16 protein-coding genes and 2 tRNA genes are annotated in these 16,712 nt (G+C 30.6%); all 18 read right to left on the reverse strand.

What is annotated here, in order from left to right; all coding sequences use genetic code 11:
* Nucleotides 1-72: transfer RNA gene (locus HGI79_RS11305), tRNA-Met, on the reverse strand.
* Nucleotides 73-78: 6 nt separating this feature from the next.
* A tRNA-Leu gene (locus tag HGI79_RS11310) sits at nucleotides 79-167 on the reverse strand.
* Between the two features lie 147 nt (nucleotides 168-314).
* Nucleotides 315-725 carry a S1 domain-containing RNA-binding protein gene (locus tag HGI79_RS11315; RefSeq protein WP_185650796.1) on the reverse strand — a complete coding sequence of 137 codons (411 nt, stop codon included), beginning with the start codon at nucleotides 723-725 and terminating at the stop codon, nucleotides 315-317.
* 61 nt (nucleotides 726-786) lie between these two features.
* Nucleotides 787-1,059, reverse strand: coding sequence for a septum formation initiator family protein (locus HGI79_RS11320; protein WP_185650797.1), 273 nt, complete (start codon nucleotides 1,057-1,059; stop codon nucleotides 787-789).
* 81 nt (nucleotides 1,060-1,140) lie between these two features.
* Nucleotides 1,141-1,551, reverse strand: coding sequence for a spore cortex biosynthesis protein YabQ (yabQ, locus tag HGI79_RS11325; protein WP_185650798.1), 411 nt, complete (start codon nucleotides 1,549-1,551; stop codon nucleotides 1,141-1,143).
* A gap of 10 nt (nucleotides 1,552-1,561) precedes the next feature.
* On the reverse strand, nucleotides 1,562-1,864 hold the full coding sequence (gene yabP, locus HGI79_RS11330; RefSeq protein ID WP_185650799.1) for a sporulation protein YabP: 303 nt from the start codon (nucleotides 1,862-1,864) through the stop codon (nucleotides 1,562-1,564).
* 133 nt (nucleotides 1,865-1,997) lie between these two features.
* A complete protein-coding gene (locus HGI79_RS11335; protein WP_185650800.1) occupies nucleotides 1,998-2,258 on the reverse strand; it encodes an RNA-binding S4 domain-containing protein in 261 nt (86 codons plus the stop codon).
* 59 nt (nucleotides 2,259-2,317) lie between these two features.
* Complete coding sequence (locus HGI79_RS11340) at nucleotides 2,318-2,611, reverse strand: HU family DNA-binding protein (protein WP_185650863.1); 294 nt, start codon at nucleotides 2,609-2,611, stop codon at nucleotides 2,318-2,320.
* A 90-nt stretch (nucleotides 2,612-2,701) separates the two neighbouring features.
* Nucleotides 2,702-4,153 carry a nucleoside triphosphate pyrophosphohydrolase gene (gene mazG, locus HGI79_RS11345; protein ID WP_185650801.1) on the reverse strand — a complete coding sequence of 484 codons (1,452 nt, stop codon included), beginning with the start codon at nucleotides 4,151-4,153 and terminating at the stop codon, nucleotides 2,702-2,704.
* Nucleotides 4,154-4,167: 14 nt separating this feature from the next.
* Complete coding sequence (locus tag HGI79_RS11350) at nucleotides 4,168-5,703, reverse strand: polysaccharide biosynthesis protein (RefSeq protein ID WP_185650802.1); 1,536 nt, start codon at nucleotides 5,701-5,703, stop codon at nucleotides 4,168-4,170.
* Nucleotides 5,704-5,910: 207 nt separating this feature from the next.
* Nucleotides 5,911-6,465 (reverse strand): stage V sporulation protein T, encoded by a 555-nt coding sequence (gene spoVT / locus HGI79_RS11355; RefSeq protein ID WP_185650803.1) that lies wholly within the window; start codon nucleotides 6,463-6,465, stop codon nucleotides 5,911-5,913.
* Between the two features lie 268 nt (nucleotides 6,466-6,733).
* Entirely contained in the window at nucleotides 6,734-7,756 is a 1,023-nt protein-coding gene (locus HGI79_RS11360) for a peptidylprolyl isomerase (protein WP_185650804.1), read from the reverse strand.
* A 77-nt stretch (nucleotides 7,757-7,833) separates the two neighbouring features.
* The gene (gene mfd, locus HGI79_RS11365; RefSeq protein WP_185650805.1) at nucleotides 7,834-11,355 is read right to left on the reverse strand and encodes a transcription-repair coupling factor; all 3,522 of its coding nucleotides are present in this window, start codon (nucleotides 11,353-11,355) and stop codon (nucleotides 7,834-7,836) included.
* 178 nt (nucleotides 11,356-11,533) lie between these two features.
* Nucleotides 11,534-12,097, reverse strand: coding sequence for an aminoacyl-tRNA hydrolase (gene pth, locus HGI79_RS11370; protein ID WP_185650806.1), 564 nt, complete (start codon nucleotides 12,095-12,097; stop codon nucleotides 11,534-11,536).
* Nucleotides 12,098-12,192: 95 nt separating this feature from the next.
* Nucleotides 12,193-13,386 (reverse strand): S1C family serine protease, encoded by a 1,194-nt coding sequence (locus tag HGI79_RS11375; RefSeq protein ID WP_185650807.1) that lies wholly within the window; start codon nucleotides 13,384-13,386, stop codon nucleotides 12,193-12,195.
* A gap of 82 nt (nucleotides 13,387-13,468) precedes the next feature.
* A complete protein-coding gene (locus tag HGI79_RS11380; RefSeq protein WP_185650808.1) occupies nucleotides 13,469-14,884 on the reverse strand; it encodes a HAMP domain-containing sensor histidine kinase in 1,416 nt (471 codons plus the stop codon).
* Entirely contained in the window at nucleotides 14,885-15,571 is a 687-nt protein-coding gene (locus tag HGI79_RS11385; protein ID WP_185650809.1) for a response regulator transcription factor, read from the reverse strand.
* Between the two features lie 172 nt (nucleotides 15,572-15,743).
* Nucleotides 15,744-16,703, reverse strand: coding sequence for a ribose-phosphate diphosphokinase (locus tag HGI79_RS11390; protein ID WP_185650810.1), 960 nt, complete (start codon nucleotides 16,701-16,703; stop codon nucleotides 15,744-15,746).
* Nucleotides 16,704-16,712: the final 9 nt, after the last annotated feature.

A 16,712-nucleotide genomic window follows, 5' to 3' on the forward strand; every position in this document is an offset into this window, starting at 1 on the left:
TGCGGGGGCAGGACTCGAACCTACGACCTTCGGGTTATGAGCCCGACGAGCTACCAACTGCTCCACCCCGCGATATTTTGGTGCTGAAGACCGGAATCGAACCGGTACGGGTTTTAAGGCCCGCAGGATTTTAAGTCCTGTGCGTCTGCCAGTTCCGCCACTTCAGCATTTATTACTTAGATGTCTTAGCACCTAACAACATAGACAATTATATTATAGAAAAATATAATTGTCAACTATATTTTTTAAAATATATATAATTAAATTTTAAATATAAAAGAGGCCATCTTATATAGCCTCTTTGCACTATAGTATTAATAGTTTGAACTTCTCTTATATCCTTTTCCTCTTGAATCCTGATGTCTCTTTAAATCTTGAAATCTTTCTTCGCTATCTTTTAAAAACTTAGATAACCTATCTTCAAAATTACCTTGAACTTGCTTACCCTTTTCTTTTTGCCAATCTATTTCTGCTGGCTTAATGGTTTTTTTATCTGGAATTGCCTGCTTTATAGATAAACTTATTTTACCATTTTCATCTACTGAAATTACTTTTACTTTTACTTTATCTTGTTCCTTTAGATAGTCCCTTATATTTTTCACATAAGTATCTGATACCTCAGATATGTGAACTAATCCAGTTTTACCATCTACATCTACAAAAGCTCCAAAACTAGTAATGTTAACTACTGTACCCTCTAGTATGCTTCCTGCCTTTAAGGTCATATTAAAAAGACTCCTCCTTAAAATAATAATATTTATATGAATTTAAAATAAAAACTAAGTATTAATTTTTAGTATCTATTACAGGAGTCTCTCCTCGTTTAATGAGACCTAGTCTTTCTCGGGCTAACTTTTCTATATACATATCTGTCTTAGACATCTTAACCTCATCCTGTAACTCTTCATTTTTTTCTTTAATCTTTTGTTGTTCCATCTGTTTTTCAAATATCTCGGCTTTTATGTTATTTATAGTTATTTGCTGACCTATAAAAATATAACAAGCATAACAAAATGCCAAAACATAGATTATGCTTCTCCTTTTAAACTTTTTTTTCATTTATACCCACCAACTTCTCTAAAGTAAGAGATATTAGACTATTATATTTATATTTTAATTTGAATTTCAATTTTCTTCAAGTTATTTTTTATAATTTTTCTTATTTTTTATTTTCATGCTATAGAATATAATCTCCAGAGGGTATAACAATATATTCTTAAGTACTCTAAATATTTTACCTAAAAACTTAAAAATCTTACACTGTGAACGTATAAATATTTTACTAAACAACTTAATATATAGATATACTCCTATAACAATCCATACATATACGTACATACCAATATACGCATAGTTCATATATAATAAGAATATAAATACAATTACCCCTGTAAATGTCCAAAATAAAGTATCTTCTATAAATGTTATTATGTTATTAATATTATTCATCCCTCTTATTAATCTATACAGATCAAAAAGTACTCCAGTTATTATTCCTGCAATAATGCTAAAAATAACAAGTCCAAGTTGTTGATTTATAGATATAACCATAGTTATACTCCTATTTAAATAATCTCGATATTATACTCTCTTTTTGCTTTTTTATTTCACTATTAGTATATATGCAGGAATTTATAGTTCCAACTATTATAACATCTCCATTTTGAACATCAAGCTTATTCATTTTTAAACCTTGCCCTTTTATATTTAGTTTACCAAGGTTAGTATTTAAAACTATTTGCTCTTCATTAAAACTTATTACTTCAATAACACCATTCAAAACTAATCTCTTTCTATTTTCAACATTAAGAGAGCTTTTCTTCTCTTCTATCTTTATTTCTCTCTTTATTTCTTTTTTCTCCATAACATCCCCTCCACCTGTAATAAATATATGCAATACCGATTATTTATATTACTTTTTTTGGGAATTTCAAAAAATAAACAATGCATATATTATATAGGTTTTATATATGATATATGCATTGCTTATAATAATGTTATTCCTCGTCTTCCTGTCCAGATATAATTTCATACATACCCTGAGCATTTTCTTTTGTCACATGCTCTGCAATGTTAACTATTCTTGCCTTTAATGACCTGTTAGCATACTGAATTTCTATAATGTCCCCTTCTTTTATATCTGTGCCTGGTTTAGCTATCTTACCATTTATGCTAACTCTTCCACCTTCACAAGCTTCTTTAGCTACAGTTCTTCTTTTTATAATCCTTGATACTTTAAGATACTTATCTAGCCTCACATTAATTCTCCTTACTAAAATAAAAAACCTAGATTTACACCCAGGTTTTCTGATGGTAATTATTTGTTAACTTTATCTTTGAACTCTTTACCAGCTTTAAATACTGGAACTGTTGATTCTGGAATAGTTATTTCTTCTTTAGTTCTTGGGTTTCTGCCAACTCTTGCAGCTCTTTGTCTTGTTTCAAATGTCCCAAATCCAACTAGTTGAACTTTATCTCCTTTTTCAAGTGTTTCTTCAACACTTTCTATAAAACCTTTTAAAGCTGCTTCTGCATCTTTCTTTGTTAGCTTTGACTTTTCTGCTATGCTTGCAATTAATTCTGATTTATTCACCTTTTTTACCTCCTTAATATTGAGTATGCTTAATCATTAGCATACTAGCTTATTCTTCACTAATTAAAAAAATCCTTCTTTATTTATAGATTTTTTTATACATAAGGGCTAAAACTTACTATTTTTAGCTTCATTCCATAGCTCATCCATTTGTTCTAGTGTCATATCCACCATCTCAATACCTTTTGAATTAGCTACTTGTTCTATGTATGCAAATCTGTTAATAAATTTCTCTATAGTATAATTTAATGCAAACTCAGGGTCTATGTCAAGGAATCTTGCAACATTTACGGAAGCAAATATCAAATCTCCTATTTCTTCTACTATTTTTACCCTTTCTTTACCTTTATATACATTCTTTACTTCATAATATTCTTCTAAAACTTTATCTAAAGCATCTTCAACCTTATCCCAATCAAATCCTACCTTAGCAGCTTTTTTTTGAATTTTTTCAGCTCTTATTAATGATGGTAGACTTTTTGCAACATGTTTTAGCTCATCTGTATAACTATTAAGCCCCTGCTCTTTTCTTTTTATTTTATCCCAGTTAACTAAAACCTTTTCTGATGTATCTGCATTCTCTATGCCAAATACATGAGGATGTCTTATAATCATCTTATTACAAATAGCTTTTATAACATCATTTATATTAAAAAAACCCTCTTCCTTACCTATTTGGGCATGGAAAACTATTTGAAGTAATACATCTCCAAGTTCTTCTATAATTTTATCTTCATCTTCTTCATCAATAGCCTCTAAAACTTCATAACTTTCTTCTATGAGATACTTCTTTAAGCTTTTATGATTTTGTTCCTTATCCCAAGGACACCCTTCCTCTGACCTTAATTTATCCATTATATCTAGAAGATCTTGAAAATCCATAATGGAATCTAGGTTTTTGGGAATGTATATAGAGGTAAGATAGTCAATGTCTTCTTGTCTATCTAGTTCATAAAGTGATATTTTCCTTATACTTTCTAAATCTTTTACTCCGGCAGCCCTAACAAAGTATATAGAAGTATCATCTTTATAGTACTCCATTAAAGCTAATTTTACTTCTGAAGCAATAAATTTGTCGTACACTTGAGTAATTATTATTCCAACTCTTTTATCAAGAATTTGATTTTTTATATCAAATGCATCAATTATTTTAATCCCCTCGATGGGATCTATTTTTAAACTTTCCATCACCATATCTACAAAACTTACTGCAGGCAATATTTCTGTTTCTATAGATTTTTCCTCACAAAGCTTAAGTAAAACACTTACAGATTTTTCCGCCACAAGCGGGTGCCCTGGTACTGCATAAACAATATTTGAAAATTCTTTTTCTTTCTTTATTAAGTCTTGAGCAATTGAGTTATAAACTTCTTCAAAACTCTCACTATTTTCGTATTTTTGGTCATAGGTTTCAAACCTTATACCGCTATCACGCAGATATTGTACTGTTGGATGCTTCTCTGTTCTTAAATAAATTTTATTGGAACCTTTTAATGTTTCTAAAGCACCAATAGTAAGAGCTTCCTTTGAGCCAGGTCCTAACCCAATTATTTTTATCATTTATACTCTCTCCTTTATTTTTTTAAGAATCTGTTTTTTATATAATTATAGTCAAATATTTTAAGTAGAATAACTAATAATGCATATATACCCATTCCTAATAGTACTGAAATAAAACAGGCTATTCTAGTACTTACTGTATAATTATAGACATTCATATAAATAATTACAACACTTATTGTCATTAGCACAGATGCAAAAGCTGGTTTTACAATTATATCAAAATAGCTTAGTTTAATATTTAGTTTGTTTTCTAGCAATTTTGTATTCATAACAGTAGCTACTATATAACCTGCTAAGCTGCCAATAACAGCACCATATACATTAATATTCGGTATAGGAACCAATATATAAGTTACAATTACTTTTATTACACAACCTATCATCAAGTTAACTATAGGTGTTATATATTGTCCTACACCTTGTAAAACAGCAGTAGAAGTCTGAACCATAACTATAAAGGGTATGGATAAAGCCGAATACTGTAATATTTGAAATCCATCAGATTGTCCCGGAAAAATCAAATCTAAAATCGGATGAGCAAGGCTATATAATCCTAATGCAGAAGGTAAAGCAATAACCATGCATAGTTTTACAGCCAAATCAGCTTTATTAATAACTTCTAATTTTTTATTTAATATAAAAGCTTCAGCAATTATAGGCATTAACGATGCACATAAAGCTGCTGAGAGAGTCAATGGAACATTAATCAATATAAAAGCCTTACCTGTAAGTTGTCCATATAATATAGTGGATTGCTTATAAGTGAATCCTGCTTCCAGCAACTTTTGTGGTACTAATGCTGAATCAATAAGACTCATTATACTACTCACAGCAGCACCTAGAGACACAGGTATAGCTATATATAGTATTCTACCTAATATATCTGGGTTATCCTTTATCCTTTTTATCTTAAATCCTTTTCTTATACTAGGATATTTTATTAAAAGGTATATATCTCCAAACAAACCTCCTGCTGCAGCTCCAAGTGCAGCTCCTCCTGCAGAATATTCAATACCATAAGGTAATAGCAGATAGGCAAGTCCAACTCCAACTATCACTCTTCCTATTTGTTCTATTACTTGTGAAACTGCAGTATAATTCATATTTTGTAATCCCTGATAAAATCCTCTAAGAACACTCATTATTGATATAAATATAGGTGCAAAAGCAATAGATACTAATGAATAATAAGATTTGTTATCCCATTTCAAGAAACTTATAATGGGCCTAGAAAATATAAGAAGTGCGGCTGTAAAGCCTGTTCCTAAAAAAAGCATAAGCAACATGGCCTTTCTAAGTACTTGAATTACGCCTTCGTTATCATTTACTGCATTTCTCTCAGATACCATTTTAGATATTGCTACAGGTACTCCTGATGCTAATGCAATAAAAAACATATACAAAGGAAACGACATCTGATAGTATCCTACACCTTCATCACCAATAAGCATTTGTAGCGGCCATCTAAAAAATAAGCCTAAGAATTTGGCCAAAATTCCTGAAATACCCAAAACCAGCGTTCCTTTAACAAGTGATTGTTTTTTCATAAAAATACCCCCGAACCACTAATGTGATAACTACCTTGTGTATATGTTTCTTACTTTAATATCCACAACATAGAAACTTAAAATATTTCTATGTTTATAAATATTTTAATCTAGAGGGTATTATTACTTTATAAATGAATATTTTTTAGTTTCATGTCAATAATTTGTTATGAAAGTAAAATGGAATGGCAGCATAGCTGCCATTGATTATTGTTCCATTTGCTTACCTAAGAAGGATGATGCAGTTTCAGCTAGTTTAACTTCTACATCACTAAATTTTACTCCTTCTTCCCTAGCTACTATTATTACAGCTCCAATTGCATCACCTTCAGCTATTATAGGTGAAACTACTTGTGCTGAATATTTTCCATCTATTTCTTCATCATCATATAAAGCTATTGTTTTATCGCTTCCTTCTCCAAAAGAAACACTTTTTCTTGCTTCTATTATTCTTTCTAAGTCACTACTTATCTTTTTTTCAAAGTATTCTTTTTTTGTTGATCCACTTATAGATATTATACTATCCTTGTCACAAATCATTACAATATTTCCTATTGTTTGTTGAAGTGATTCTGCATATCCTTTTGAAAAATCACTTAGTTCTCCAATGGGAGAATATTTTTTGAGTATTACTCCTCCTTCTCTGTCTGTGAAAATTTCAAGAGGATCTCCTTCTCTTATTCTAAGAGTTCTTCTTATCTCCTTTGGTATAACTACTCTTCCTAGGTCGTCTATACGTCTAACAATACCTGTTGCTTTCATTTATTAGTACCTCCTCAAATATAATATAAATCTGATTTGTATTCATATTATCTTTCTAAATATGAAATTTTATACACAATTGTTATTTAAATTCGATTTACTTATAATAATTAATTTTATCCCAGATGTTATAGTAAAAAGACACACTATAAAATCTGTTTAAATTAAACAAATTTCATAGTGTGTCTTTGTCTTTTTATTATTAAAGCGTATAGTAATCTGATAAACCTTCTACAACAGATATCTTATTGACTGCCATTTTCATAAACTAAAGATTTTTTATCTTTTTATCTACTTTAGCCGCCTTTTTCCATTCATCAAGCTTTTGAGAAAATAATGTGTTCTTTTCTTTATCCTCTAACTGTTTTCTTATTTGATCTTTTACCGTATCTAGCTTCTTAACTGGGTATTCTTCCTTTTTTATGCACTTAATTACATGATATCCAAATTGAGTTTGTACCGGTGCTGATATAGTTCCTTCTTTTAACGCTAATGCTGCATTCATAAATGTTTGATCAAATCCTGAGTTAACATAATTTACAGTTCCTAAGTCTCCTCCCTTATCCTTTGAACCTGGGTCAGTAGAAATTTCTTTAGCAACTTTACTAAAATCTTCACCTTTGTCTAGTCTGTCTTTTACTTTATTAGCCTCATCTTGTGTTTTAACTAATATATGTGCTAAATGTATTGTATTAGGTTTTTCTGTAAATTCATATTTATTAGCATCATAGTAATCTTGTATCTTTTTATCATCTATTTTTACATTTTTAGTTACATTATCATTAAGATTCTTTGCTATTTCTTGCTTTCTTAGCTGAGTTAAAAACATATCCTTAAGTGATGCTTCAGTAAAATTTTGTTGTTTTAGAGCATCTTGAAATTTCTTATCATCATTTCCAAATTGCTGTTTTTTAATATCATCATATTGTTTATCCACTTCAGTTTTTAATTTAGTTTCATCTGGTAAAAGCTTTAATTCTTTAGCTTTTTGATACATAACTTTTTCAATTATCATTTCATCAAGTATTTGTTCTTTTTGAGTTTTTATAGCACTTTTAGCTTCTTCATTTTTATCGTAATTTTCACCATACTGTTGTTTAGCCTGTGCTAAAATCTGCATCATAGCAGGATCTTTATCCAGTTCTCCTCTTGTTATTTTTTCTCCATTAACAACGGCTACCGAACTTTTAGCTATTGCTTCTGGTGTCTTAGCTATCATATTGCAACCAGCCATGGAAAAAGCAAACATAGTTACCATTGCTGCACTGACTAATTTCTTTATACTCTTCACAATGTATTCCTCCACTCTCTTTAATCTTTTCGTACAATACAAAATAATTTTAACACAAAAACATTTTTACTACAAAATTATTTTTCTTCATATGCATTTATCATAGTTTCCATCATTTTCTTAAGGTCTGTAATCAACTCTGCTCTTTTTATATCCTTAAGCTTAAATCCAAATCCAGGTTTTTCTCCTAACTTAAGAACTATTTTTTTACTATACTCTTTAAGAATGACCTGCATAACTTTTTCGTTAACTCTTCCTTGGCTTTCAAATTGGAATATTACCTCATCCTTTCTTTCTTTAATTTCTTCTATACCAAGCTTTTTACCCATGCTTCTTATATAGGATATATTCATTAAATTATACACCGATGCTGGTATGTCTGAGAATCTATCCTCCAATTCTTCTTCTATATCAACAAAATCCTCGTAGGACTCGATACCAGCTATTTTCTTATAAATCTCAATTTTTTGTACTTCATCGCCTATATAGTTTCTTGGAACATATGCATCTACTTTTAATTCTACAGTAGTTTCAACAGGTTCTTGATCTATATCACCTTTAACAAGTCTTATAGTATCTTCTAGCATTCTACAATACAAATCATAGCCTATAGAGGCCATATGGCCATGCTGAGACCCTCCCATCATATTCCCTGCACCTCTTATCTCTAAATCCTTTAACGCTATCTTAAAACCAGATCCAAGCTCTGTGAAATCTTTTATGGCTTTAAGTCTCTTTTCAGCTACTTCTGTTAAAACTTTATCTTTTCTATAGGTTAGATAACAATATGCTATTCTATTAGTTCTCCCTACCCTACCCCTTAATTGATATAACTGAGATAATCCCATCTTATCAGCATCGTATATAATCATTGTGTTTACATTTTGAATATCCATTCCTGTTTCTATAATAGTTGTAGATAACAAAACATCATACTCTTTTTTCATAAAATCTACAATAATATTTTCTAATTCTCTCTCTTGCATTTGCCCATGTGCTACAGCTACTTTTACTTCGGGAATTAATTTAGCAACATAGGCTGCCATGTCTTTAATATTTTCTACCCTATTATATACAAAGTAAACCTGTCCCCCTCTATTTAGTTCCCTTAGTATAGCATCTCTTATAAGTTGATCATTATATTCAACTACATAAGTTTGTACTGGGTATCTTTCTTCTGGAGGCGTCTCAATAACACTTATATCTCTAACTCCAACAAGTGACATATGCAGTGTTCTTGGTATAGGAGTTGCACTTAATGTTAAAACATCTATATTCTTTTTGAGGTTCTTTATTTTTTCTTTATGGGTAACCCCAAATCTTTGTTCTTCATCTACTATTAAAAGACCTAGATCTTTAAATTGAATATCTTTTTGGATAATTCTATGAGTTCCTATAAGTATATCTACTTCTCCATCCTTTACTGATTTAATAGTAGCTTTTTGTTGTGCTGCTGTTCTAAATCTACTTACCATATCTATTTTCACAGGGAAATCAGAAAATCTTTGTACAAAATTATTATAGTGCTGCTGTGCAAGTATTGTAGTTGGAACTAATAAGGCAACTTGTTTTCCATCCATCACTGCTTTAAATGCGGCTCTAATAGCTACCTCAGTTTTTCCATAGCCTACATCACCACATAGTAGTCTATCCATTGCTTTATCTGATTCCATATCTGACTTTATGTCAATAATAGCTGAGAGTTGGTCTGGTGTTTCTTCATGAGGAAATTCTTCCTCAAACTGTTTCTGCCAAACCGTATCTTTAGAGTACTTATATCCCTTTAGCGTAGATCTTACAGCATAAAGTTTAACTAAATCTTCGGCAATTTCTTCGATAGATTTCTTTACTTTTCTCTTTGCCTTAGCCCATTCTGCGCTTCCAAGCTTATTTATCTTTGGAGTCTTTCCTTCAGTCCCTATATACTTTTGCACCATGTCAAGTTGTTCTACAGGTACATATAGCCTATCATCTGAATCATATATTAACTCTAGATAATCCTTTTTATGGCTATCTAGCTCTAATTGCTTAATTCCTTTGTATACACCTATACCATGATTAACATGGACAACGAAATCTCCAGGCTTTAATTCCGTAAAACTTTTTATTTTGCCTACACCTTTTTTAGTTTGTTTATTACTAGATTTTCTCTTTGCTTCTCCAAAAACTTCTTTATCTGAAATCACTGAAACCCTAAGCTCAGGATATTCGAATCCATTCAGTTGACTTCCAAAGGTTATAACAACCTCACCAGGTTGTATATCATGAATAGTATCCTTATATGAACTTTCTATATCTCTATCTCTTAGAGTATCTACTAACCTTTCTCCTCTTGGTCTTGTACCCGAGAGGATCACTATTTTAAATCCTCTGGATTTTTTATCTCTTATATCATCAATAAGCAGATCTATTTGTCCATGATAATTGTGTAAAGTAATTTGCGAGAAATTTACTATGCATTTTGGCGAAAGAAACTTCGTGGACTTAGCAATTGCCTGTAATGTTATACCAGTTTTTTCTTTTAGAGTTTCTATTATAGTTTCCTCATTGATTAAAAGTTTACTTTGAATTGGTAAAATGTTTCCTCTTTCAAGAGCACTTTTATAATTTTCTTCAAATTCAAAATATACACTGTCTAATTTCCCTTTACACCTCTGTACATCATCTATAAGTATAAAACAATCCTTTATATAATCAAAAAATGATGATGGAGTATCATAAAAATATGGTAAAAAACTATCTATTGTTTCAAAGCTCCAATTTTCCTTAAGTAACTCTAAGTTTCTTCCAATTGTTCCTTGTATTTTATCTATAACATCTTTATCTTTTTTATTTTTTAATTTATTTGTAACCTTATTTAAATCCTCTTCTATACTCTTATATCCTTTATCAACTGCATCTCTATCCAAAATAATCTCTTTAGCTGGAAACAATTCAATTTTACTTATTTTTTCTATGCTTCTTTGAGATTCTATATTAAAGCTTCTAATAGAATCTACTTCATCACCAAATAGCTCTATTCTATAGGGTTCTGCAGCTATTGGCGAGTATACATCCATTATCCCTCCTCTTATTGAAAACTGGCCTTTTGCATCTACAATATCTACTCTCTCATAGCCACATTGTATAAGTTTTTCACTTAGATCTTCTAAATTAAGAGTATGGCCAACGGCAACTTTAAAGGTATATCTTCTATAAAGGTCTACAGGAATATAACTGGAAGCTATAGATTCAATAGAAGTAATAATTATCTTTTTACCTGAATCGACCATTTCCCTTATAACTTTTAGTCTTTCCCACCTTAAGTCTCCTGATATAGCATCAATATTATAAAATACAACTTCTTTTGTAGGAAAATAATAAACCTTTGGTACATAAAAATATAGGTCTTCATACAGCTTTCTTGCTTCCACATCGCTATGTGTAAGTATAAGAAGAGGCTTGTCTAATTCATCATACACTCCATTAATGAGGTAGCCTCTACCTGATTCTGAAAGTCCATAAATTCCTATAGGAAATCTTTCTTTATCTATGTTATTAATTATATTATTAAATTCACTACTGGACTTAAGAGGTTTTAGTAACCCATCTAGTCTCATTTTAACAACCACCCTACAAATAATTTATTATTTTTTACTTCAACATTTAAACTGAAGGTTAACATGATAATTAAGGGAATAATTAGTACCTGTTATACATGACTTAAGAACCCGGACTTAATTGGTCTGAGTTCTTAATTTACATATAACAGTTTATGAAAAATATTCCCTATTATATTTATAATTTAAAACTATTAAATTTATTCATAGCTTCATCAATACCATTACTTACAATATATTCTACTACATTCATACCTGCTTTGAATACTTCCTCTATCTGGGTTCTCTCTTCCTTAGAAAACTTTCCTAAAACATGTGACACTAACTGATCCTTAGGCTGTCCCACTCCTATTTTAACCCTTGGAAATATATCACTACCTAAATTAGATATAATATTCTTTATCCCATTATGTCCCCCCGCACTTCCTTGTGACCTTATTCTAAGTCTTCCTACTTCTAAACTTATATCATCATAAATAACTATTATATTTTTATTAGGGATTTTATAAAAGTTCATAATCTCCCGTATACTTTCGCCACTTAAATTCATATATGTACTTGGCTTTAATAGCAATACCTTATTATTTGATATTGTACCCTCTCCATACATCCCTTTAAATTTTTCCCTGTTAACAGGTATATTATACTCGCTGCTTATTAAATCTATAACATCAAATCCAACATTATGTCTGGTATGCTCATATTGTTTCCCTATGTTGCCTAGTCCTACTACTAAAAACATTTTTCCACTCCTAACTAATATAGATGACTTTTAAACGTTTAATAATATATTATACTAAAAACTACAAATAATAAAGAGACTGAAAAGTCTCTTTATTATTTTTTTTCTTTCAAATCTGAAAGTATTATATTTACTTCTATAGTTTTTCCGTTCCTCCAAAGCTTACACTGAACTGCATCTCCAACTTTATGACTGTCTAAAATATCTGATAACTCTTCAAATTTTGTTATCTTTTTCTTATCTAATTCTATTATAATATCTGTTGGTTTAATCCCTGCAGCTGCAGCACCACTCCCTTGAACAACTTGATTTACATATACTCCACTTACACTTCTATCCTCAGATACTACAGTTCCACCATAAATTCCAATAGAAGGTCGTGAAACCTTACCATAATTCATTAATGAGTTTATTATGTTCTTTGCTTCATTTATCGATATAGCAAATCCCATACCCTCTGCATTCTGTTCTACACCGATCTTTAGACTATTTATTCCTATAACTTCACCAGCCTCATTGCAAAGGGCTCCACCACTATTACCTGGGTTTATAGCTGCATCGGTTTGTAGAACCTTATATATCGCTCCTCCGTACTGTATTCTCCTGTTTAATGCACTTACTATTCCAGCAGTAACAGATCCGGCAAATTCCTCTCCCAAAGGATTTCCTATAGCAATTGCAGTATCACCTACTCTAACTTTAGATGAATCTCCAAATTTAGCAACAGGCAAGTTTTGTGCATTTACTTTAATAATTGCTAAGTCGGATTTTGGATCTGTTGCTACTACATTTGCAAGTAGAACTTTACCGCTTGAAAGTTTTACAGATACAGTATTTGCACTCTCAATAACATGATTATTGGTAACTATATATCCGTTAGGATCAAATATTATACCAGATCCACTAGAGTCCTGTGCTTCAAAATAGCCTTCAGTTGTATTACTTATACCTACTACAGCAGGACCAACTGTTTCTGCTACTTTAGTTATAGAATTTTTAGGTACATCTGTGATTTTACTTTGATTATTTGTCTCTTTAGTTTCAGTTAAGGATTGATTATTAGTTATATAATTCTTATTTTCATACTTTTTATTCACAAAATAAGTTCCTGATATTGCTCCAGAGATAGCAGCTACTAATATAAATATAATTCCTCGAAAAAAACTCCTGATTTTAAAATGTCTTTTTTTATTAGTAAACTTTATTTCACCTTCATTAACTTTTATGCTTTCCCATTTAGCATCCTTAATTTCTTTATATCTATTTTCATCATATTTATTTTCATCCATGCAATGCACCTCATAACTCATCATATTAAAGATATTATAATAAAATATTTTTACATAAATATGAACAAAATGTAATTAATCTTTAAATCCTCTTTAGTGTAAATGTAAAGGTAACTCCCTGACTTTCTTTATTTTCCACCCATATATCTTCTCCTAGTTGGGTGAGTATACTTCTTACTATAGATAAACCTAACCCTGTACTCACCTTAGAAGTCCTTGATTTATCAATCTTATAAAATCTATTCCATATATATTTTAAATCTTCATGAGGGATAGTTGGCCCATCGTTGAATATGGATATTATAGCCTTATCACCTTTAACTTTCGTACTTACCCTAATGTTTCCGCCTTCAACCACATATTTTACTGCATTATCTATTAGATTTGTCACTACTTGGGTTATTCTATCTCTATCAGCAGCTACGAAGAGGTTGTTATCATTCATAAGCACATCTACCTTTAATTTTTTATCTTTAATTTTAGTTTCAAATCTTATTATACACAATCTTATAATTTCATTAATATCAACAGATTCTATTCTAAGCTTAAATTGGCCTGCTTCAATTGCTGATAAATCTAGTAAATCATTTACAAGTCTTGTTAATCTTTGAGTTTCCTCATAAGCAACAGATAAATAGTAATTTTCTTTTTCTTTAGGAATTACACCATCTAAAATCCCACCTATAAAACCCTTAATTGAAGTTATAGGTGATCTTATTTCATGAGAAACATTAGATATAAACTCTCGTCTATTCAACTCCACCTCTGCTAATGAATCCGCCATTGAATTAAAAGATTTAGCTAGTTCTCCTATTTCATCTTTTGAATTTATACTTACTCTTTTATCTACTTCTCCTTTAGATATTTTATCAGCTACATAATTAATTTGCGCAAGAGGATTTACAATTATTTTTTGCGAAAGATAATATATTACTATACTAGATATTAAAATAGCAAATACAGCAGAAATCCATATTATTACGTAAACTCTTTTCAATGCACTTGTTAACTCACTTACTGGGGTGTGCATCAATACTGCACCTTTAAATACTCCATTTTCTGATACAATAGGTATTTCAAAAGTATAAACTGGAACTTTAAATATATTTTCGTAAAACCCTTTTCTTTCTACGGTATGTCCTAATCTTAGCTTATCTAAATCACTTGTTAGTATTTGTTTTGATGCAATAAGACTCCTATGATTACTATCTGATACAGTGTATATATAACCATAGTTGTCAACAAGCCATATGGATGAAGATGAAATTCTGGCAATACTTGTCATGATATCACTAATTCTATCAGCTGAAATATTTCTATCTATATATTCCAGTGCTGCAACTCTTATGAACTTATATTCATTTATTAATTCAGTTTTTCTTTGTTCAAAATAGTAACCCTCAAACCAATAGGATAAAAAGGCTGCGGTCATAACAAAACTTACAGTGATAATAGCCGTAAAAGTAGCAACTAGCTTTGAGAATAAGCCCTTTTTCATTTATTTCACCTCGAATTTATATCCAACACCCCATACTGTTTCAATTTGCCAATTAGGTCCACCTTGAAGCTTCTCTCTAAGTCTCTTTACATGAACGTCTACGGTTCTAGAATCTCCTGGATAATCATATCCCCAAACCTCACATAGAAGTTGTTCTCTAGTGAATACTCTGTTTTTGTTATTAGCTAAATAATACAAGAGTTCAAATTCTTTTGGTGGCATTTTTATTTCTTCACCTTTATATACTACTGTATATGAATTTATATCAACTGTTAACTGTTCAAACTTTAATATTTCTCTATTTTCACTATCAATATTATATCTTCTTAGAACCGCCTTAATTCTAGCTAAAAGTTCCTTAGGCTCAAAGGGTTTTACTATATAGTCATCTGCGCCAAGCTCTAATCCTAAAACCTTATCAAAGGTCTCTCCTTTTGCAGTAAGCATAATAACTGGAGTCTCATACTCTTTTCTTATCCACTTAAGTACATCAATACCATCAATATGTGGCAACATTATATCTAGTAATACTAAATCAGGCTTATATTCTAAAAACTCTTCTTCTGCCGCTTTACCATTATGACAAACTCTAGTATCATATCCAGCACTTTCTACATACATTTTTATTACTTCACATATATTTACATCATCATCTACAATTAGAACCTTACCTATCAATCCTTCCATACTCATACCTCCACCAATAATCAAAGTAAAATTTTTAATGTATATATCTAATATAATATAATTTATCATATATTTTATACTTAATAATAGTATATCCTTAAAAAGTTACAAATAATTTACTATATCTAAAATAAAAAGCATGAGGATTTATACTCCTGCATGCTTTTTAATATTATTCATCAAATAATTTACTTACTGAAAGATCCTCATATATTCTATTTATAGCTTCTGCAAATACAGGCGCTACAGATAAAACTTTAAATTTATCTAGTGTTTTTTCTTGTGGAAGATTTATAGTATTTAACATTACTAACTCTTGTATTGCTGACTCTTGTATTCTTTCTATAGCTGGTCCTGATAAAACAGCATGGGTACAACAAGCATATACTTCTTTTGCTCCCATCTTAGCCAACGCGTTAGCACCATTTGTGATAGTTCCTGCTGTATCTATCATATCATCCACTAATATAACAGTTTTGTCTTTAATATCACCTATAATATTCATTATTTCAGAAACATTAGCTTTAGGTCTTCTTTTATCAATTATAGCTATTGGTGCGTGCAATTTATCAGCAAATTTTCTAGCTCTTGTTACGCTGCCAAGATCCGGAGAAACTACTACTACGTCCTCTCTATCACCAAATCCTTTTTCTAAAAAATATTTAGCAAGTATTGGAGCTCCTAACAAGTTATCTAGTGGTATATTGAAATACCCTTGGATTTGTGCAGCATGTAAATCCATGGTTAAAACTCTATCAGCTCCTGCTGCAGTTAATATATCAGCTACAAGTTTTGCTGTAATTGGATCCCTTGCTTTTGCTTTTCTATCTTGTCTAGCATATCCATAGTAAGGAATTACCGCTGTTATTCTACCTGCAGATGCTCTTTTAAAAGCATCAATCATTATTAAAAGTTCCATTAAGTGGTCGTTAACTGGTTCGTTAGTTGATTGAACTACAAATAAATCTCTTCCTCTTACTGTTTCATTAATATCTACAGATATTTCACCGTCACTAAAAGTAGAAACTTTAGAGTCTCCAATAGGTAGTCCTAATATATCTGCTATATCCTTTGCCAACTCAGCGTGGGAGTTTCCTGCAAAAATTTTAATGTTCTTACAATGGGTTATCATTAATTAATC

Source organism: Clostridium sp. DJ247 (assembly GCF_014231265.1).

Coding starts and splice junctions, on each gene's coding strand:
- HGI79_RS11320 (WP_185650797.1), bottom strand. CDS start 1,059: ATGAAAAAAAAGTTTAAAAGGAGAAGCATAATCTATGTTTTGGCATTT.
- pth (WP_185650806.1), bottom strand. CDS start 12,097: ATGTTTTTAGTAGTAGGACTAGGCAACATAGGGAAACAATATGAGCAT.
- HGI79_RS11380 (WP_185650808.1), bottom strand. CDS start 14,884: ATGAAAAAGGGCTTATTCTCAAAGCTAGTTGCTACTTTTACGGCTATT.
- mfd (WP_185650805.1), bottom strand. CDS start 11,355: ATGAGACTAGATGGGTTACTAAAACCTCTTAAGTCCAGTAGTGAATTT.
- HGI79_RS11315 (WP_185650796.1), bottom strand. CDS start 725: ATGACCTTAAAGGCAGGAAGCATACTAGAGGGTACAGTAGTTAACATT.
- HGI79_RS11390 (WP_185650810.1), bottom strand. CDS start 16,703: ATGATAACCCATTGTAAGAACATTAAAATTTTTGCAGGAAACTCCCAC.
- mazG (WP_185650801.1), bottom strand. CDS start 4,153: ATGATAAAAATAATTGGGTTAGGACCTGGCTCAAAGGAAGCTCTTACT.
- yabQ (WP_185650798.1), bottom strand. CDS start 1,551: ATGGTTATATCTATAAATCAACAACTTGGACTTGTTATTTTTAGCATT.
- HGI79_RS11350 (WP_185650802.1), bottom strand. CDS start 5,703: ATGAAAAAACAATCACTTGTTAAAGGAACGCTGGTTTTGGGTATTTCA.
- HGI79_RS11375 (WP_185650807.1), bottom strand. CDS start 13,386: ATGGATGAAAATAAATATGATGAAAATAGATATAAAGAAATTAAGGAT.
- yabP (WP_185650799.1), bottom strand. CDS start 1,864: ATGGAGAAAAAAGAAATAAAGAGAGAAATAAAGATAGAAGAGAAGAAA.
- spoVT (WP_185650803.1), bottom strand. CDS start 6,465: ATGAAAGCAACAGGTATTGTTAGACGTATAGACGACCTAGGAAGAGTA.
- HGI79_RS11385 (WP_185650809.1), bottom strand. CDS start 15,571: ATGGAAGGATTGATAGGTAAGGTTCTAATTGTAGATGATGATGTAAAT.